Here is a 15,990-nt window from a genome sequence, read left to right on the forward strand (position 1 = left end):
ACCTACGTAAACAGGTTCACTCATAGCAGTTCTCCGGCTCCCAGCCTTATGAATACGAAATGTGTTCGGTCAACCATTCGGGATGCAGCAGAACAAAGAGACCACCACCGTGCGCCCTGGGCTGTCATTCGAGCTCGGGCTCGCAGGAGACACAGGCTGCACAGCGGTGAGTCAACCGGTTCAGCAATCAAGACTCTCAACCATGTCCTGACCACTGAAGTTTGAACTATTTGAAAGATATAAGGAGACGCTCACGGTATTCAACGGAAGACCGGGCTTGCTTGGCCTGGGTTTTTTCATAGGCGTGGCGCACCAGGTCGGACACCCTGCGGGCCGACTGGTACATCAACCCGTCAGTCAGTTCCAGCAAAGTGATTCGCAGGAAGAAGATCAGCTCGATGGCTTGGCTTGAATCCGTCAGCCTGCGATTCATCACCGGCCTTCTGACCTGAATATTTTGCGCATAACCACGCTGTTTTTCCAGCGGGATGGAGTCGAATGTCCACTCGTGGGTGCCCAAGCCTTTCAGGAAGCTGATTTTTTCAAGCGTCTCGGTGAACGTGCTGGGGCTATGGCGTTTTGGCGGGGTTTTAAGCCACTCCAAAGTCGTTGACGAACCGTCCTTTCGTGGGCTGAAAACAACTTCACGACAACGCGCCAGCAAGTTCGCAGGTACGGTCGCCTGCACCGTGGTCAATATGGCGGCTTCGACATTGGCGTAGCACTTACGCGCCAAATCGCGAACCTGCCGGTCACTTGGAATCAGGAGTTTGCGCTCATACAGCCAGCGGCAGGCACTGGTCACCAGTTCGTCCACAGAACTGACTTCGTTAGCTTGGGCGTTCAGATAGGCGACAAGCAAATCGCTAGTGGATTTGTCGACGTCTTTGAGCCCAAGGTATTCCTTGGCCCAGAGCTGGTGCTCATAGTGGGTTGGCCGACGCTGATAGATACTGCGCAGAGAAGCAATGGTGGGCGCGCGCCCTCCAATAGCCTCTCCCACATGGTGCAGCAGTGCTCGAGGCAAAGTCGACACCCGATCAAGAGGTCGCCCGGACGCTCGCAAAAAGAGCAACATGACCGCCACGCCAGCTCGCCGGTCCGCCCGAAACCGCGCACTGATCGCCTCAACATCCGTCTTGGACAGCCGGAAGTATTGCTGAACGTCAAATTCCGAGAGTCGAGCCGGCAAACTCTCGGCGCCTATGTACCGATATTCGAAACTGGCCATTTAAATCATCGGAGAGTGGATGATTGGCAGACTTTAATGCATAGCGTATTCAGCGGCGATGTTGGGCGAGAAGATGCTGAAATTTGCTGGTCTTTCTACCGAGGCGTGACCTCGCAAGCCTTATCCAGCTTGGGTTTGCACGCAAACCGTATCAATTTGCACGAAAGATACGATTACCCCATAAAGCTCTCAGCCTGGGCAGTCGCGATCGAGGGGTTCATACCACCACTGCATCAGATTTCGACGGAATTCAACGTTACTGCCAACTGACGTAAGTTGATTCCAGCTGATGGGCTCCCCGATGATGAAGTAGTCGAATTTTTCGCCGCGCGTCACGGATCATCTGCTTAGTTGTCGCCCAAGCTTCTCGCCAATCATCATGCATGCAGCATTGATGTTTCCGCTAATCAGGTCTGGCATCACCGACGCATCCGCGATCCAAAGATTCTCCAGTCCTCTGAACTTCAAGTCCGGCGTCACCACTGACTGTTCGTCGACTCCCATTCGGCAGGTACCCGACGCGTGATAAGCCAGCCCTGCGCGAGCCTTGACGTACTCAACCAGCGCTGCTTCGGATGTAGCGTGTGCGCCCGGCTCGACTTCATCCATCACCATCTCGACCAACGGCGACATAGAAACGATTCGACGCACGATTCCAATTGCCTTCACTAAGGTTTCCACATCCCTGTGATCCGCCAGGAGGTTAGGAGCGATCAATGGTGCCGCCCTTGGGTCTGAGCTGGCGAGCCGCACGGTGCCGCGGCTCAAGGGGTAGCTCTTGTCCAGCACCATTGAGAATGACGGATAAGGGAGCACCTTGAGGCTTTTGTAGAACTGACGTTCGTCATCGTTGACTGCGCCTGCGACCGAAAACAGCATGTGCACGTCCGGCATGGATTCGGCAGGTGAAGTTCTCAGGAATGCCATGGCTTCCGTGATGGTCGCGAGCGGACCTTGTCCAGTCAGCAAGAACTTGGCGCCAAAGCCTGCCATCCGCAACATGTTGTTCGTGGGGCTGTAGCTCGTCCCTTTCACGCGCCAGGTCGGCCTGATGAGGGGATGCTCCATCAAGTTACGACCCACACCCGGAGTGTGCAGTGCGACATCAATGCCAAGTGACTGCAGGTCCTGCCCATCGCCGATGCCCGACAACATCAACAGCTGCGGCGTGTTGATCGCCCCGCCACAAAGGATCACACGCCCAGCCCTGACCTGGCTTACGACGCCATCGCGCTCGTAAGTCACTCCCTCGACGCTGCCATTCTTGACCAGCAGTTTTGTGACGAGCGCGTCCGTGATCAGGTGCAGGTTCGGCCGCCGCAGCGCCGGCTTCAGCCAGGCATCGACCGAGCTGACTCGCATCCCCCGGCGCTGATTGAACTGCCCGTAGCCGACGCCTTCTTGTTGCGCACCATTGAAGTCGGGCGTCTGCGGAATACCGGCCAACTGTGCAGCTTTGAGGAACGCCTCGGTGAGCGGATGGCAGTGCCGCACCTCTCGTATAGGCAGCGGCCCGGAGTTCCCACGGATGGCGTAGTCGGGCGGCGAGTGGTAGCCCGGCTCGCAGCGCTCCATGTCCCGGAACAAAGGCATGACATCGTCGGCCGACCAACCGACGTTGCCCATGGCAGCCCACCGGTCGTAGTCGGCGCGGGCGCCGCGCACGTAGTTCATCCCGTTGATGGTGCCGCTGCCACCGACCACACGTCCGCGCCGCCAGTGGTCGGTTCGCATATTCCGCGTCGAGTCGGGCTGGGACCAGAAGCCCCACTCGTAACGAGAGAGGTCGAGGTAGTAGCTCAGACCAAACGGTTTCATGAGCCAGACATCCCGCGGGCCGGCTTCCAGCAAAAGGACGCGACGCGAGGTGTTCTCGCTGAGCCGGGCAGCGACGACACAGCCCGCGCTTCCTGCTCCTATGACGATATCGTCCCACTGCGCAGAGTCGTAATTCATGAAACCGATTCAGTTGAACTTGATATTCAATGTCTTTCCGAGTTCACGCCACTTGTTCCCCTCTGTTTCAAGGTACTGGCGGACCTCGTTCGGCGCCGAGGTGGTGGCTTTCACGTAGATGCCGTCAAGCCTCTGCGACACTTCTGGCATACGGGCCACCTTGTTGAGCGCTTCGTTCAAGGTTTGGACGACTGATGCAGGAATACCGGCCGGCCCTAACAGAGCATAAATCGAGTAAACACCGGAGGACTTCAGCGCATCGACGCTCTCACCCATCGTCGGCACTTTGGGCAGTGCCTTCAAGCGCTGCGTTCCCGTGACGGCGATCGCCTTGAACTTCTTGTCGTTCACGAATGGCACCGCCTGTGCCGCAACGGGGATGCCAAAGTCAACTGTGCCCGCTGTCAGTTCGCGTGCGACGTCGACGTCACCCTTGAACGGCACGTGCGTCATCTTGATGCCTGTCACGTTCATGATGTACTCGGTAAGAAGATGGTTACCCGATCCGACCCCCGCGGTGGCGAAGAACAATTTGTTCGGGTTCGCCTTGGCATAACTGATCAACTCGGGAAGGGAATTTACGGGCAGCTCGTTTCGGACAGCAAGAACAGCTTCAACTTCGCCGATCCTCGCAACCTGAGTGAAGTTCTTGATCACGTCATACGGTATGTCTGAGCGGACACCCGGCCCCATCGTCAATGCACCAGCCGTACCCAACCAAAGCATGTGGCCATCGGGCGGGGACGCCAGCACGGCCTGTGCCGCCAGCTGCTCGAACGCGCCCGCCTTGTTTTCAACAATGACCGGGGTGTTCAGCACCGCAGAAAGCTTTTCTGCATAGACTCGGGCCGTCAGGTCGGCTGCGCCACCTGGCCCATAACCCACTACGATCTTGATAGGCTTTGTGGGGAAGGCCTGCGCGTGCGCTGCGCCCATGAATAGCGAAATCCATCCCACGATGGCGAGAGTCCGTAAAAAGGTCAAGTACTTCATTTTCTGTCTCCTTGTGACGCACCAGCGGCGCCTGTTGTGAATGTTGATGTCAGCCGTGGGGCAGGCGTGGGGAACGCTCTGAGTTCAAACCGTTCTCGCATCTGCCATGCTTAACCAAGTCCCATATAACGGGATAAATTTTACGGCGCCGGATAAAGCTTGACAAGAGGAATTGCAGCGAGCCACGGTAAGTTCGGCTTACGGCTGGTCAACAATTTACGAATGGACTACCTCCAGCCCGAACGTCTAAAGTCAGCTGCCTCACAGTTGGCGCCGCGCGATGTGCCAACCGCGCGGTTCAGCTTTGGAAGGTCGTAACCTGAGCGCTCGATTCATCGTCGGTGGACGAAGTGGAACGCTGGCTGAGATCTTCAATGAGCAGAAAGTGCACCTCGTCCAAGCCAGCGGCTCCAAACACCCTGATCCATTACTGAACACAGTTGCACACCGAAAGCCAGACATGCCCTTTGCCATCACATTTTTCGACGACCCACAAACCGATAAATCCAGGAAGAGTAGTCTTCGCCAGATACACATCGACTATGTGTCCAGCAATGCAGACCGCATCATCGCCAGCGGGGGGCTTTTCCCCGACGATGACGATTTCCCCAATGGCGGCTTGATTCTGCTCGACGTGCAAAGCCGACAGGAAGCCGTGGACTACATCGAACATGATCCTTTTTTTGTCCACGGAATCTTCAACAGCTACACCATTGTTCGATGGAAAAAGTTTGTGTTCGACCATCGACGCGTCTAGCGCAGTGTGGTGACGCTCTCAGGTTGAGCGCGTTACTGAAAAGACAGCTTGCGTACCCCAACATGAAAGAAAAAACACTATGAAGGCATCGACCGTACGCGTCGCCGAAGTCAACCCGGCCGCTGTCACGCGCTACAAGGAAATGCGCAGCGCCCTGCTGCAGTTCGAAGACGCCGATGAACGCCGCTGGTGCGAGGTCGTGGTCACGTCCCAGCTCGCCCTTCTGGGCCATGAGGTGCCGTTCAAGCTACACGCCATCCGACTCTTCGAGATGAAAGTGGCGAAGGAACAGCTGGAGCGCGTCATCCTGGCCGGCATTGGCGTGACCTTCGTGCTGCCACAAGCCGCACAGGCACTCGACTGGATCGAAGAAGCCCACCGCAGCTTTGTGGCCAGTTGAGCCGTTACCTGCGCATCACGCGGCCTGCTCCCCTCTGACTTGGATCACACCTATGATTCCTCTGACCAATGTAGCCTCCGATCTTTGCGAGAATTTTGCCGACTACGTCGTCTCTTCTCACTTCGAGAAGTTGGCGCCTAGTGTGGTCGTCTCCGCAAAAATGGCGCTGATCGACCACCTTGGCGTGACCCTTGCGGCAAGTGGCCTGGAACCCGCCGTTCAAGGCGCCATTGAGGTGGCCAAGGAAACCGGTGGCAAGCCGGAGTGCATGGTGGTCGGCTGCGGATTCCGGACCTCTGCCGTGATGGCGGCATTTGCAAACGGTGCGATGGCTCACAGCCTGGATTTTGATGATCAGTCGCCTTGGGGCCAGCACGGTGGCAGCTCGGTGCTACCGGCGGTGATTGCCCTGGCGCAGCGGGTGGGCACGGTGAGCGGCAAGGAACTCATCACCTCCATTGCGATCGGCCATGACCTCTTCAACCGCTTCATTCAAAATCTTGGCTGGAGAAAGGATTGGAACTTCTCAACCGTGGTGGGCGTTTTTTGCGCCACCGCATCCGCCAGTCGTGTTTTGAAATTGTCCCGTGACCAGACCCGACATGCGCTTGGAATCGCCCTGATGCAGTGCAGTGGCACGATGGAAGTCATCAACTCCGTGGGCAGCGACCTCCGCGCCATGTACGCCGGCTTTTCCGCCAAGGGTGCGGTCCTGGCGACGTTGCTCGCAGAAAAAAATGTCCCCGGCGTTCCAAAAGTTTTCGAAGGTCCTCATGGGCTCTTTCAAATGTACTTCGGGGGTCAATACAACCGTGAAGCCATCCTGCAAGGGCTTGGACAGCAATACATCGGCGACCGGACTTTGTTCAAGCGTTGGCCGGCCGTGGGAACCTCTCACAGCCATATTCATGCCACGATCGGTCTCGTTGTAGAACACAAGCTCCGGCCAGAGGATATCCAAGCAGTCAGGGTGCACGTTGGCGACTATCACCAGACGATGTGCGAGCCGGTAGCATCACGCCGCGCACCTGCAACACTCGTCGATGCGAAGTTCAGCCTGCCATTTCTGGTTGCGGTCGCAGCCGCCAAGCGTGGCCTGGGTCTCGTCGACTTCACGGTTGCCGAGCTGAGAAATCCGGTGGTGCTGGCCATGGCGCAGAAGGTCATTCCGGTTCCGAACAGTGCATTCGACTGGAAAGCAGAGATGCCGCTTGGCCACATCGAAATACTCACCACGGACGGCCGAACTCTTTCCAGAACTGGCGTCGACGTGCCGGGAAGCCCCAGCGCACCCATGGACTGGGCATCGATCCGGCAAAAATTCGAAGAATGCAACGCGGTTGCAATGGTGCCCAGAACCTCAGAGCAGCTGGCGACTGCCATGGCCATTGGAGCAAGTCTGGATGCGGAAACCAGCTGCTCCAAATTCTTTGAACTATTTCAATAGGTTGCCGACGCAGGGAAAACCCAGGGCCGGCAAGCTTCCGGTCCCTGCGACAATAATTTATTCCCACTGTTAGGGATTTATTGAATTTGTCTGGATGACCCATGCGACGTAGAACTTTACTCACGACAAGCCTCGCGGCAGCCGCACTTCCTGTCCGGTGTACCCATGCAGCGACCTATCCCAGCAGACCGATCAAGCTGATTGTTCCGTTCGCGCCCGGAGGTTCGGTGGATTTTGTGTCGCGCATCGTTGTCGGTTCGCTGTCACAACATCTTGGCCAGCCGATCATCATCGACAACCGCGGCGGTGCAGGTGGGGCTATCGGGACGATGGAAGTGGTCCGTGCTCCGGCGGACGGCTATACGCTCCTCATGGCCTCGCTGTCGGTGTGGGCCATCCCCGCGATTAATCCCAAAGCCGGTTACGACCCGATCAAGGATCTGACTCCAATTGTCAACGTGGCGGGCGGAGCCCAAATCCTGTGTGTCCGTTCCGGATTTCCCGCTCGAAATTTTCGTGAGTTCGTCGCCGAGGTCAAACGGAACCCAGGCCGCTATACGTATGGCACACCTGGCATCGGCGGAATTGCACATCTGCAGATCGAGCTTTTCAAACTGCTGACTGGCACCTCCATTGTTCACATCCCATTCCGGGGAGCTGGCCCTGCGTTGATCGCAGTGACAGCTGGGCAGGTTGACGTCATTGCAGATGGCATTACATCCGCACTCCCTTTCATCAAGGACGGTCGCCTGATTCCGCTTGTGCTCACTTCACCTGCTCGGCTCAGCGTGCTGCCGGACGTACCGACGTTCGCGGAGGTGGGCCTTCCTGCGCTGAATTTCATGAACCACTACGGCCTGTTGGGGCCCAAGGACTTGCCTCTGGACATCGTCCAGAAAATCAATGAAGCAACGCGTCGGGCAGGCATCGATCCCACGGTGAAAAGCAAGATCGAAGGTGGAGGCGCCATGGTGGTGGCCGGCTCGCCTCAAGAGTTCGCAAAGGAAATTCAGGATATCTACACCGCACTGCGGCGCGTGGTGGTCGAGCGTAAGTTGACGATGGATTGAGGCTCTGACTCGCTCTCGGAAAACATCTGCTAACTCTTGCCTGTTGACAAGCTCACTACCGTCAACTTCTCAGCAAACCGCCTCGCAAAAGCGCAGTGCGCCGACGTCGACCAATCCAGCGTGTGAAGGCGTGCGGCAATTTTCCACTCGCCATTTTCTTTGCGCAGCTGGTCGAAGTAGCGCAGGCTTCGGATGGCGACCGTGGCCCCGCCCTCATCGACGAGGCAGGCAAAGGCATTCAGCTCAGTTTCCGCCCGCTGAAGCTGCACATCCTTGAAGCGCAGGTTGCCAGCGAAATGGGTGGAAATCCGGCAGGCACCTGACGCCAGATTCTCGAAGAGCACAATCTGTGCGAGCAATGCATCGACGCCGCGAATCACCGGCCTCCCCTCGTATTGCGCCAAGACGTCTTCGGTAAAACACGCCCGTACAGCGCGCTTGTCGCCAGCATCTACAGCGCTGAAATACTGCATCAAAACATCTTGAATTGCTGCGCGGTCGATCAGTGCCTGGACGTCGAGTGGCTTCATTTCGATGTGCTCGCGCATCACGCAGCGACGTTGATGTAGGCCGCCTTCTGGAACAGGTAGCCGTCGATCTGGGCCGCCCCGCCTTTCCAGCCATAGCCGCTTTCCTTGTAACCGCCGAAACCTACGGCCGGATCCACCAGACCGTAGCAGTTGACCCATACCGTGCCGGCCTGGATGCCATGGACCATCTTCATCACGGTGTTCACATTGGAGGACCACACGCCGCTGGCCAAGCCATACGGCGTGGCATTGGCCAGAGCCAGCACGTCATCGGACGTATCGAAGGGGATGACCGACGCGACTGGCCCGAAAATTTCTTCCTGCGCCACCGCCATGTGGTTGGCCACGTTGCCGAAAACAGTAGGTTCCAGATAGTAGCCATTGGCCAACTCGCCCAGGAGGCGCTTGCCACCCGAGACCAGCGCCGCGCCCTCCCCCTTCCCTTGCTCGACATAGCCCAAAACCCGGTCGAGCTGCCGTTGCGAGATCAGGGGCCCCAATACCGTGTCCGAGGCAAGGGGGTCGCCCACCTTCAGCGTCTTGCTGAAAGCACTCATCCGCTCCAGAAACTCTGCCTGAATGCCACGCTGCACGAACACGCGGGTGCCGGCGAAGCAGATTTGGCCACTGTTGGCATACACCCCCATCGCCACGCCGGGGATGGCCTTGTCCAGGTCGGCATCGGCGAACACAATGTCCGGCGACTTGCCGCCCAGCTCGAGCTGCAAGCGCTTCATGTTACCGGCGGAGGCCTTGATGATTTCCCGGCCTATCGCGGTCGAACCGGTGAAGGCGATGCGGTTGACGTCAGGGTGTGCCGCCAGCGCCGCGCCGGCCTCGGCGCCGATACCCGTGACCACGTTGACGACCCCCGGAGGCAGCCCGGCCTCCATCAGCAATTCGGCCGTACGCAGGATGGTCAACGACGCATCTTCAGCGGGCTTGATGACCGCCGTGCAGCCCGTCGCGAGCACGGGGCCGAGGACATGCATTTGCGCGAACAGCGGCCCATTCCAGGGAATGATTGCCCCCACCACGCCGACGGGCGCCTTGACGATCGTCGTCGTGACCTGACCGGGCAAGGAGTTGTGGGGCGTTTCACCCTGGATATTTCTGGCCTGCGCCGCGTAGTAGAGGATGGTTTGCAACATCGCCGTTTTGCCCGGCCGCAGCCGCGTGTGCAGCGGTGCCCCCATGTCGAGCGATTCGAGCAGCGTGAGTTCCTCGAAATGCTGATCGAAGAGCTCGGCGAAACGCATGATCAGCCGCTGCCGCTGTGCCGGAGTAAACCGCCGCCATGGGCCTTCGAAAGCACGCCGGGCAGCCCCCACCGCCCGATCGATCTCGTCGTGCCGGCCCCTGGCCAGGGTGGCCAGCAGGCCGCCGGTCGCGGGATTGAATGTGTCGATGCATTCGCCGGACGCGGAGCCCACCCATCGGCCGTCGACAAAATGCTTCTTGTTGCGTTCCGCCAGAAACGGGCTGGCGTGGGTTTCGGTGGAGATGGCGTTCAACGGATGATCCTTGAAGGTGCTGCTGAAGAGTGCGTTCAGAACTCGAATACGGCTTTACCCGCGGTCTGCTTGTCGAATTCCTGGTAGGCGAGCGCGGCATCGTCCAGGGTCCAGCGGTCGCTGAACTGTTGGTCCAGGTCGATGCCGTGGTCAGCCACGAAGCGGACGCAGCGGGCCATGGCGACATCGGAGAACGTGAGGTGCCCGATGACGGTGCGCTGTCGAAGGATCAGGTCGGCTGTCACATCGAAAGACACATTACCGCCGACACCGACGAAGGCAATGCGTCCCCAGGTTGAAGTCGCGCGCACAGCCGCATGGCGAGCCGCGGCCACCCCTGCGCAGTCGATGGCGGTAGAGACGCCCTTGCCCGCACTCCATTGCATGATGGCCTCGACCGGATCGCATTGGCTCGAATCGAATGCCGCGGTGGCGCCAAATGCAAGTGCGCGGGCCACACGCTCCGCCGATACATCCACAGCCACTGTGCGGACACCCATGGCCTTCGCCAGCTGGATGGCCGAAAGGCCGACCGGGCCGAGACCAAACACGGCCAACGTGTCGCGGCCGCTCACGTCAAGGCGTTCGAGTGCGGCGAACGCGGTGCCGGTGCCGCAAGACACCGCGGCCCCCGCCGCAAAGCTGATCTCAGAAGGCAGATGGATCAGGGATTTGGCAGGTGCCTTCATGTAGTGCGCGTGGCCGCCATGCGCGGTCTGTCCGTAGACCGTGGAGCCCCGCTCGCACATTTGCACCCAGCCTGTACGGCATTGATCGCAGTAGCGGCATCCGTCATAGTGGTAGACCATGACGCGATCGCCCTTGGAAAACGCCTTGGGATCAACGTTTTTCCCGATCTCTGCCACGATACCGCAGGGTTCGTGTCCCGCGATGATCGGGTCCTCGAAGCTGAGCCCGCGCTCGCGCAGGAACTCTGGGCTCTTCACACGCAGCGACTCGCCGCGGGGACCTCGGTAGTGATGCAGGTCGCTGCCGCAAAACCCGGAAGCCTTGATCTCGATGACCACGCTGTCCGGTCCAGGCTCTGGATCCTTGAATTCCATCAGCTCCAGATGCCGATGGCCCATGAAAACGACTCCACGCATTGAATCTCCTGGTTGAGTTCGACAGTGCCGTCCAGTCGCACGCACGGGCAGGCAAGAAGCGGCGCTTTCTATAATATAGTCCCGTTTTGCGAGATTATTTTATAAGCACAGGATGATGAAGGCAAGTTCTTGTTGACACGAATCGTGGGCTGGATCACGTCTTGCGTCGACTTGGGTCAGCCAAGCGCCCCATCTCAAATTTATCATAAATCCCAATATGCGGGACTTATTGACAAAACAGTTTGTCGTCAGGATAATTTGCAAATATCATCCAGACCTGAGGAATTCCCTTGAAACAACCAGTCATCCTGACCTGCGCGGTCACAGGCGGCGACGACACCGCAGGCCGATTCCAGGCCGTGCCCGTCACCCCTGAGCAGATCGCCCACGCCGCGATCGAGTCCTGCAAGGCCGGTGCGGCCATTGCCCACATCCATGTCCGCAACCCGGAGACCGGCAAGCCAAGCATGGAGCTGGCGCTGTACCGCGAGGTCGTTGACCGGATCCGGGACAGCGGCAGCGACGTCATCATCAACCTGACCACGGGCCCCGGAGCCCGCTTCGTGCCGAGCGACACCGAAACCAACCAGGCGCAGCCAGGGTCGAACCTGCGCCCTCCGCTCGAACGGGTGCAGCACATCGTCGCGCTGAAGCCGGACATCTGCAGCCTCGACATGGGCACGCTGAATTTCGGCAAGGGTGCATTGATCAACGTGCCGGGCCATGTCGAGACCATCGCGGCGGCGATTCGCAGCGCAGGGGTCAAGCCAGAACTCGAAGTCTTCGACACCGGTCATATCGCCCTGGCCCTGGACATGATTCGCCGCGGCCTGCTCGACGACAAGCCCCTGTTCCAGATGGTCATGGGCGTGCCCTGGGGTGCCCCGGCCACCACGGAGGTGCTGGCCGCGATGAAGAGCATGTTGCCGCAGGGCGCCGAATGGGCGGCCTTCGGCGTGGGACGTTCGCAGTTCCCCATGGTGGCGCAGGCTCTGATCCTTGGGGGCCACATCCGCGTCGGGCTTGAAGACAACCTCTACATCGCCAAGGGGGAACTTGCACCCGACAACGCTTCGCTGGTACGCAAGGCCGCCAACATTGTCGACTTGATAGGCAGCCGCCTGGCGACACCCGCGGAAGCACGCGCCATGTTGGGAATCCACGGGGGATGAGCGCCGCTCCATTCATCGTGGGCTGCGTGCAACTGTGTCCCGGGGAAGACCGGGCCGCCAACCTGGCCCGGGTGCTGGATGGCGTCAGGTCCGCAAAGGAACAGGGCGCGGCACTGGTCGCCTTGCCGGAGTACGCCACCTTTCTCCATGTCAGCGGCACTGCGATGCGGGCCAATGCCGAGGAGGAGGAAGCCGATCCGTCCCTGCGGAAGCTGCAGAAGATGGCCACCAAGCACCAGGTGTGGATGCTGGTCGGCTCGCTGGCGCTGAAGGGTCCGGAGGGCCGTCTGGTCAACCGCTCTTTCCTTTTGTCCTCCAGTGGTGATGTGGTGGCGAGCTACGACAAGATCCACATGTTCGACGCCACACTGAAGAACGGCAGGGTGATTCGCGAATCATCGGCCTATACGCCGGGAGACCGCGCCGTGGTGGCACGGACCCCATGGGCCAGCATCGGCATGTCGGTCTGTTACGACGTCCGTTTTCCACAGCTCTACCGCACATTGGCACAGGCCGGTGCCGAGGTGCTTGCCGTCCCCGCGGCGTTCACGCGGCAGACCGGCACTGTGCACTGGAAAGCCCTGCTGCAAGCGCGGGCCATCGAAAATGGCGCCTATGTGATCGCTCCGGCGACCTGTGGCGAACATCCCGGCGGCCACCAGACCTACGGACACGCGATGATCATCGACCCGAATGGCCAGGTGCTGGCGGACGCCGGGGAATCGCCCGAGGTGATCTGTGCGCCGATCGACCTCGGCCAGGTAGCGCTGGCACGATCGCGTATTCCATCACTCAGCCACGACCGAATTTTCCAGCTCGCGCAGGCGGGCTAACCCGAGACTCCCATGACCAGATTCGACATTCTTGAACGCGAACAGATGAGCGCGCAGCAGCGCGAGGTCGCCGATGTCATCGCCAGCGGACCACGCGGCGCGCTCAAGGGCCCCTTCCTGGCCCTGATCCACAACCCGGCGCTGGCCAGCAAGGTACAGGCGCTCGGCGAACATCTTCGCTACGGCACGGGCCTGCCGGCGGCACTTGTCGAGATTGCCATTCTTGTCACGGCGCGGCGCTGGGCCTGCGATTACGAATGGGTCGCGCATGCGCGGATCGCACGTGAAGCGGGACTGCGCGAGGCGGTGATCGAACCCGTGTCCCGAGGTAACAGACCCGAGAACATGGACCACCGTGAATCCCTCGTGCACGACTTCGCGCACGAGACAGTGTGGCGGGGCGAGCCTTCCGACGCCTCGTTCGAGGCCGTGGCGGAAACCTTCGGCAAGCCGGCTTCGCTGGACTTGCTCGCCGTCTGCGGCTACTACTCCATGCTTGCGTTCGTCCTGAATACTGCCAGACTCCCCCTGCCCGCAGGCGCTTCTCCACTGCCGTCCACGAAGGGAGAACAGCCATGACCGGCATCAAAGTTGGCTTGATCGGCGTCGGCAACATGGGCCAGCCCATGGCCTTGCGGCTGCTCGAGCAGGGCGTGGACCTCACCGTATGCGACCGCAACCCCGAAGCCCTGAAGCCGCTGGTCGCGCAAGGTGCGCAGGTGGCCGAAGATCCGCTGGACATGGCAAACCGCTGCGAACTGATCATCGCCTCCATGCCGTCGCGCGAGGCCAGTCTGGCCGTTGCGCTGGGCGAGCGCGGGGTCGCAGGTGGCAGCGCATTGCGCGTCTACATCGAGACCTCCACGCTGGGCAGTGCCATCATCGACCGGATCGCCATAGAGCTGCGCGCGCGCGGTATTGGCCTCATCGACGCGCCGGTCAGCGGCGGGCCGCCGGGCGCGCGGGCCGGCACGCTGGCGGTACTGGCCTCAGGCAGCGAACCCGACTTCGCGTTCGCCCGAGCCACACTCGACCTGATGGCCGGCAAACTGATCTACCTCGGCGCGAAGCCAGGCATCTCTCAGGTTGCGAAAGTGATCAACAATCATGTCTCCGCGGCCGGCCGCATGGCGGTCTTCGAAGGCTTGGCAATGGGTGTCAAGGCGGGCCTCGACCCCAAAGTACTGAACGACGTGCTGAACGCCGGCTCGGGCCAGAACTACACGACCACGCACAAGATCCCTGCCGCCATCCTCAGCGGAACCTTCAAGTACAACGGCCCGCTTTCGATCGGCCTGAAGGACGAAGCGCTGATGCTCGAAGAGGCTCAGCGCCACGGCGCGCCCCTATGGCTGGCGCCACGCATTCTCGAGCTCTACCGCGAGGCGGCAGCCGCCGGCTACCGTGACGAAGACAGCATGAAGGTGTTCCTGTTCATGCAGTCCCAATCGTTGCCGGAAGGCGGAGCCGCCGTGGCGCCACAGTGGTCTTCGGAAAAAGCCTGAACCATGCCTGAATCAAAGCGCCCTACGGGCCCCACGGCGGAGCTTGCACGCTATGTGCACGACCTGGAACTCGCGTCGGTGCCCGACAGCGCGCGCCACGCCGCGAAGCGGGCCCTGGTGAACATCGTAGGCTGCTGCGTGGGAGGAGCCCGCCACGAGATCGTGGAAACCGCCATCCGCGCCCTGCTGCCGTTCGGCGGCCCACCGACCTCGGGTCTGCTGGGCCGTCGGGAGCGGTCCGACGCACTGAGCGCCAGCCTGTTCAATGCCTTGAGTTCGGCGGCCTACTCGTTCGACGACACCCATGCGCAGACCATCCTGCATCCCACCGGGGCCGTCGCGGCGGCGCTGCTGGCGCTTGCCGGTCAGAGGCCGATGCCCGGTGACACGTTCCTGCTGGCGCTGATCTCCGGCGTCGAAGTCGCTGCCCGGGTCAGCAAGGCAATTTCGGTGGCGCCGGCGCGGGGCCACATCGGTTGGTCGCAGACGGGTGTGGCCGCCGGCATCGGCGCCGCCGCCGGCGTGGCCAAGGCCATGCAGCTGGACGCCCGCGCCATCGGCTGGGCCATCGGCCATGCGGCACAGCAGGCTTCCGGCCTGCGCGTGGCCCACGGCACGATGTCGGCGACGATGATCTTCGGTAACGCCGCGCAGGGTGGCTTGCGCTCCGCTCTGCTCGCGCAGCAAGGCATGGAAGGGCCAGCGGCCCCGCTCGAGGGCCAATACGGTTTCACGGACCTGTTCGCTATGGAGCCGCACCTGGCCTACCTGACCGAAGGACTTCTGACGAATTTCGAGGTCACCGCACTGGCGTACAAGCCCTATCCCTGCGGCGTGGTGATCCATCCCGCGGTGGATGCAGCTATCGTCTGGCACCAGGGTCACCACGCGCCCGGCGACCCGATCGCCGGCGTGCGCGTACGGCTGCACCCGTCCGCGCTGGCATTGGGCTTTCGGCGGCATCCGGCGAACGCGCTGGAGGCCAAGGTCAGCCTCTACCACTGGATCGCCGTCGCACTGGCTTTCGGGCGTGCAGGCCTTGCCGAAGGCCAACAGTCGGTCATCGACGATCCTCAGGTGGTCCGTCTGCGCGACGCCATCGAAGCAGAGCCGGACGAAAAACTTACTTCCGAGGCGGCCGAACTTTCGGTCACCTGCCAGAGCGGCCGGCGGAACGAAAAAACCATCCAGCATTGCAAAGGCAGCGTCGCCAATCCGATGACCGATACCGACCTTGCCGACAAGTTTCGGGGGCAAACCGGGCTGCTGCTGAACGCCGCCGCGTCCATGCGCCTGCTGGACGCCTGCTGGCGGATAGAACAGTCCGGCGACGTGGCGGAACTGATCTCTCTCGCGCAGCCAGACTGAGCCTCGAGTCCTTCGGGGTGTCATTCCAGCATCGGAGCCGCGCCAGGCGCCCCTTCCGCCAGGGGTACTCGGCTATAGTTCTATCCACTCTGTCATAGACTGGTGGGA

At 60.7% G+C, this 15,990-nt stretch carries 14 protein-coding genes and 1 pseudogene; 9 read left to right on the plus strand and 6 right to left on the minus strand.

Annotated features, from left to right (window positions below):
- Window positions 1-241 precede the first annotated feature (241 nt).
- The 3 genes and pseudogenes from AC1DUB_RS21835 to AC1DUB_RS21845 form a co-directional block, all read right to left on the minus strand.
- Window positions 242-1,231: pseudogene (locus AC1DUB_RS21835) on the minus strand (DUF4158 domain-containing protein); the annotation flags it as partial.
- 339 nt (window positions 1,232-1,570) lie between these two features.
- The gene (locus AC1DUB_RS21840) at window positions 1,571-3,187 is read right to left on the minus strand and encodes a GMC family oxidoreductase (RefSeq protein WP_477731279.1); all 1,617 of its coding nucleotides are present in this window, start codon (window positions 3,185-3,187) and stop codon (window positions 1,571-1,573) included.
- A 9-nt stretch (window positions 3,188-3,196) separates the two neighbouring features.
- On the minus strand, window positions 3,197-4,180 hold the full coding sequence (locus tag AC1DUB_RS21845; protein ID WP_477731280.1) for a Bug family tripartite tricarboxylate transporter substrate binding protein: 984 nt from the start codon (window positions 4,178-4,180) through the stop codon (window positions 3,197-3,199).
- Between the two features lie 280 nt (window positions 4,181-4,460).
- On the opposite strand from AC1DUB_RS21845, the gene AC1DUB_RS21850 reads away from it, so the two are divergent.
- From AC1DUB_RS21850 to AC1DUB_RS21865, 4 genes are all read left to right on the plus strand, one after another.
- Entirely contained in the window at window positions 4,461-4,937 is a 477-nt protein-coding gene (locus AC1DUB_RS21850; protein WP_477731281.1) for a YciI family protein, read from the plus strand.
- A gap of 79 nt (window positions 4,938-5,016) precedes the next feature.
- Window positions 5,017-5,337 (plus strand): hypothetical protein, encoded by a 321-nt coding sequence (locus AC1DUB_RS21855; protein WP_477731282.1) that lies wholly within the window; start codon window positions 5,017-5,019, stop codon window positions 5,335-5,337.
- Window positions 5,338-5,389: 52 nt separating this feature from the next.
- Window positions 5,390-6,784 (plus strand): MmgE/PrpD family protein, encoded by a 1,395-nt coding sequence (locus tag AC1DUB_RS21860; protein ID WP_477731283.1) that lies wholly within the window; start codon window positions 5,390-5,392, stop codon window positions 6,782-6,784.
- A gap of 101 nt (window positions 6,785-6,885) precedes the next feature.
- Window positions 6,886-7,854: a Bug family tripartite tricarboxylate transporter substrate binding protein gene (locus AC1DUB_RS21865; RefSeq protein WP_477731284.1), complete on the plus strand. Its 969-nt coding sequence runs from the start codon at window positions 6,886-6,888 to the stop codon at window positions 7,852-7,854.
- 29 nt (window positions 7,855-7,883) lie between these two features.
- Here AC1DUB_RS21865 and AC1DUB_RS21870 read toward each other — a convergent pair whose 3' ends face one another.
- From AC1DUB_RS21870 to AC1DUB_RS21880, 3 genes are read right to left on the minus strand one after another with little or no spacing between them, the layout of a single operon-like run.
- On the minus strand, window positions 7,884-8,384 hold the full coding sequence (locus AC1DUB_RS21870; protein ID WP_477731285.1) for a nuclear transport factor 2 family protein: 501 nt from the start codon (window positions 8,382-8,384) through the stop codon (window positions 7,884-7,886).
- Window positions 8,385-8,401: 17 nt separating this feature from the next.
- Window positions 8,402-9,898: an aldehyde dehydrogenase family protein gene (locus AC1DUB_RS21875; RefSeq protein ID WP_477731286.1), complete on the minus strand. Its 1,497-nt coding sequence runs from the start codon at window positions 9,896-9,898 to the stop codon at window positions 8,402-8,404.
- A 35-nt stretch (window positions 9,899-9,933) separates the two neighbouring features.
- Complete coding sequence (locus AC1DUB_RS21880; RefSeq protein ID WP_477731287.1) at window positions 9,934-11,004, minus strand: zinc-dependent alcohol dehydrogenase family protein; 1,071 nt, start codon at window positions 11,002-11,004, stop codon at window positions 9,934-9,936.
- A gap of 290 nt (window positions 11,005-11,294) precedes the next feature.
- Here AC1DUB_RS21880 and AC1DUB_RS21885 point away from each other — a divergent pair, with 290 nt between their 5' ends.
- Genes AC1DUB_RS21885 through AC1DUB_RS21905 form a run of 5 tightly spaced genes read left to right on the plus strand, consistent with a single transcriptional unit; the run spans window position 11,295 to window position 15,882 of the window.
- Window positions 11,295-12,176, plus strand: coding sequence for a beta-keto acid cleavage family enzyme (locus AC1DUB_RS21885; protein WP_477731288.1), 882 nt, complete (start codon window positions 11,295-11,297; stop codon window positions 12,174-12,176).
- Window positions 12,173-13,009: a carbon-nitrogen hydrolase family protein gene (locus tag AC1DUB_RS21890; RefSeq protein ID WP_477731289.1), complete on the plus strand. Its 837-nt coding sequence runs from the start codon at window positions 12,173-12,175 to the stop codon at window positions 13,007-13,009. Before AC1DUB_RS21885 ends, AC1DUB_RS21890 begins: the two co-directional genes overlap by 4 nt.
- Window positions 13,010-13,021: 12 nt before the next feature.
- Window positions 13,022-13,588, plus strand: coding sequence for a carboxymuconolactone decarboxylase family protein (locus tag AC1DUB_RS21895; RefSeq protein ID WP_477731290.1), 567 nt, complete (start codon window positions 13,022-13,024; stop codon window positions 13,586-13,588).
- Complete coding sequence (locus AC1DUB_RS21900; protein ID WP_477731291.1) at window positions 13,585-14,514, plus strand: NAD(P)-dependent oxidoreductase; 930 nt, start codon at window positions 13,585-13,587, stop codon at window positions 14,512-14,514. Before AC1DUB_RS21895 ends, AC1DUB_RS21900 begins: the two co-directional genes overlap by 4 nt.
- 3 nt (window positions 14,515-14,517) lie before the next feature.
- Window positions 14,518-15,882: an MmgE/PrpD family protein gene (locus AC1DUB_RS21905; protein WP_477731292.1), complete on the plus strand. Its 1,365-nt coding sequence runs from the start codon at window positions 14,518-14,520 to the stop codon at window positions 15,880-15,882.
- The last annotated feature ends 108 nt before the right edge of the window (window positions 15,883-15,990 follow it).

This window comes from Polaromonas sp. P4_F9 (genome assembly GCF_056401235.1).

Excerpts from the sequence above, each read along its gene's own strand:
- AC1DUB_RS21840 (WP_477731279.1), bottom strand. The coding sequence starts at position 3,187 with ATGAATTACGACTCTGCGCAGTGGGACGATATCGTCATAGGAGCAGGA.
- AC1DUB_RS21845 (WP_477731280.1), bottom strand. The coding sequence starts at position 4,180 with ATGAAGTACTTGACCTTTTTACGGACTCTCGCCATCGTGGGATGGATT.
- AC1DUB_RS21850 (WP_477731281.1), top strand. The coding sequence starts at position 4,461 with ATGTGCCAACCGCGCGGTTCAGCTTTGGAAGGTCGTAACCTGAGCGCT.
- AC1DUB_RS21855 (WP_477731282.1), top strand. The coding sequence starts at position 5,017 with ATGAAGGCATCGACCGTACGCGTCGCCGAAGTCAACCCGGCCGCTGTC.
- AC1DUB_RS21860 (WP_477731283.1), top strand. The coding sequence starts at position 5,390 with ATGATTCCTCTGACCAATGTAGCCTCCGATCTTTGCGAGAATTTTGCC.
- AC1DUB_RS21865 (WP_477731284.1), top strand. The coding sequence starts at position 6,886 with ATGCGACGTAGAACTTTACTCACGACAAGCCTCGCGGCAGCCGCACTT.
- AC1DUB_RS21870 (WP_477731285.1), bottom strand. The coding sequence starts at position 8,384 with ATGAAGCCACTCGACGTCCAGGCACTGATCGACCGCGCAGCAATTCAA.
- AC1DUB_RS21880 (WP_477731287.1), bottom strand. The coding sequence starts at position 11,004 with ATGCGTGGAGTCGTTTTCATGGGCCATCGGCATCTGGAGCTGATGGAA.
- AC1DUB_RS21890 (WP_477731289.1), top strand. The coding sequence starts at position 12,173 with ATGAGCGCCGCTCCATTCATCGTGGGCTGCGTGCAACTGTGTCCCGGG.
- AC1DUB_RS21895 (WP_477731290.1), top strand. The coding sequence starts at position 13,022 with ATGACCAGATTCGACATTCTTGAACGCGAACAGATGAGCGCGCAGCAG.
- AC1DUB_RS21900 (WP_477731291.1), top strand. The coding sequence starts at position 13,585 with ATGACCGGCATCAAAGTTGGCTTGATCGGCGTCGGCAACATGGGCCAG.
- AC1DUB_RS21905 (WP_477731292.1), top strand. The coding sequence starts at position 14,518 with ATGCCTGAATCAAAGCGCCCTACGGGCCCCACGGCGGAGCTTGCACGC.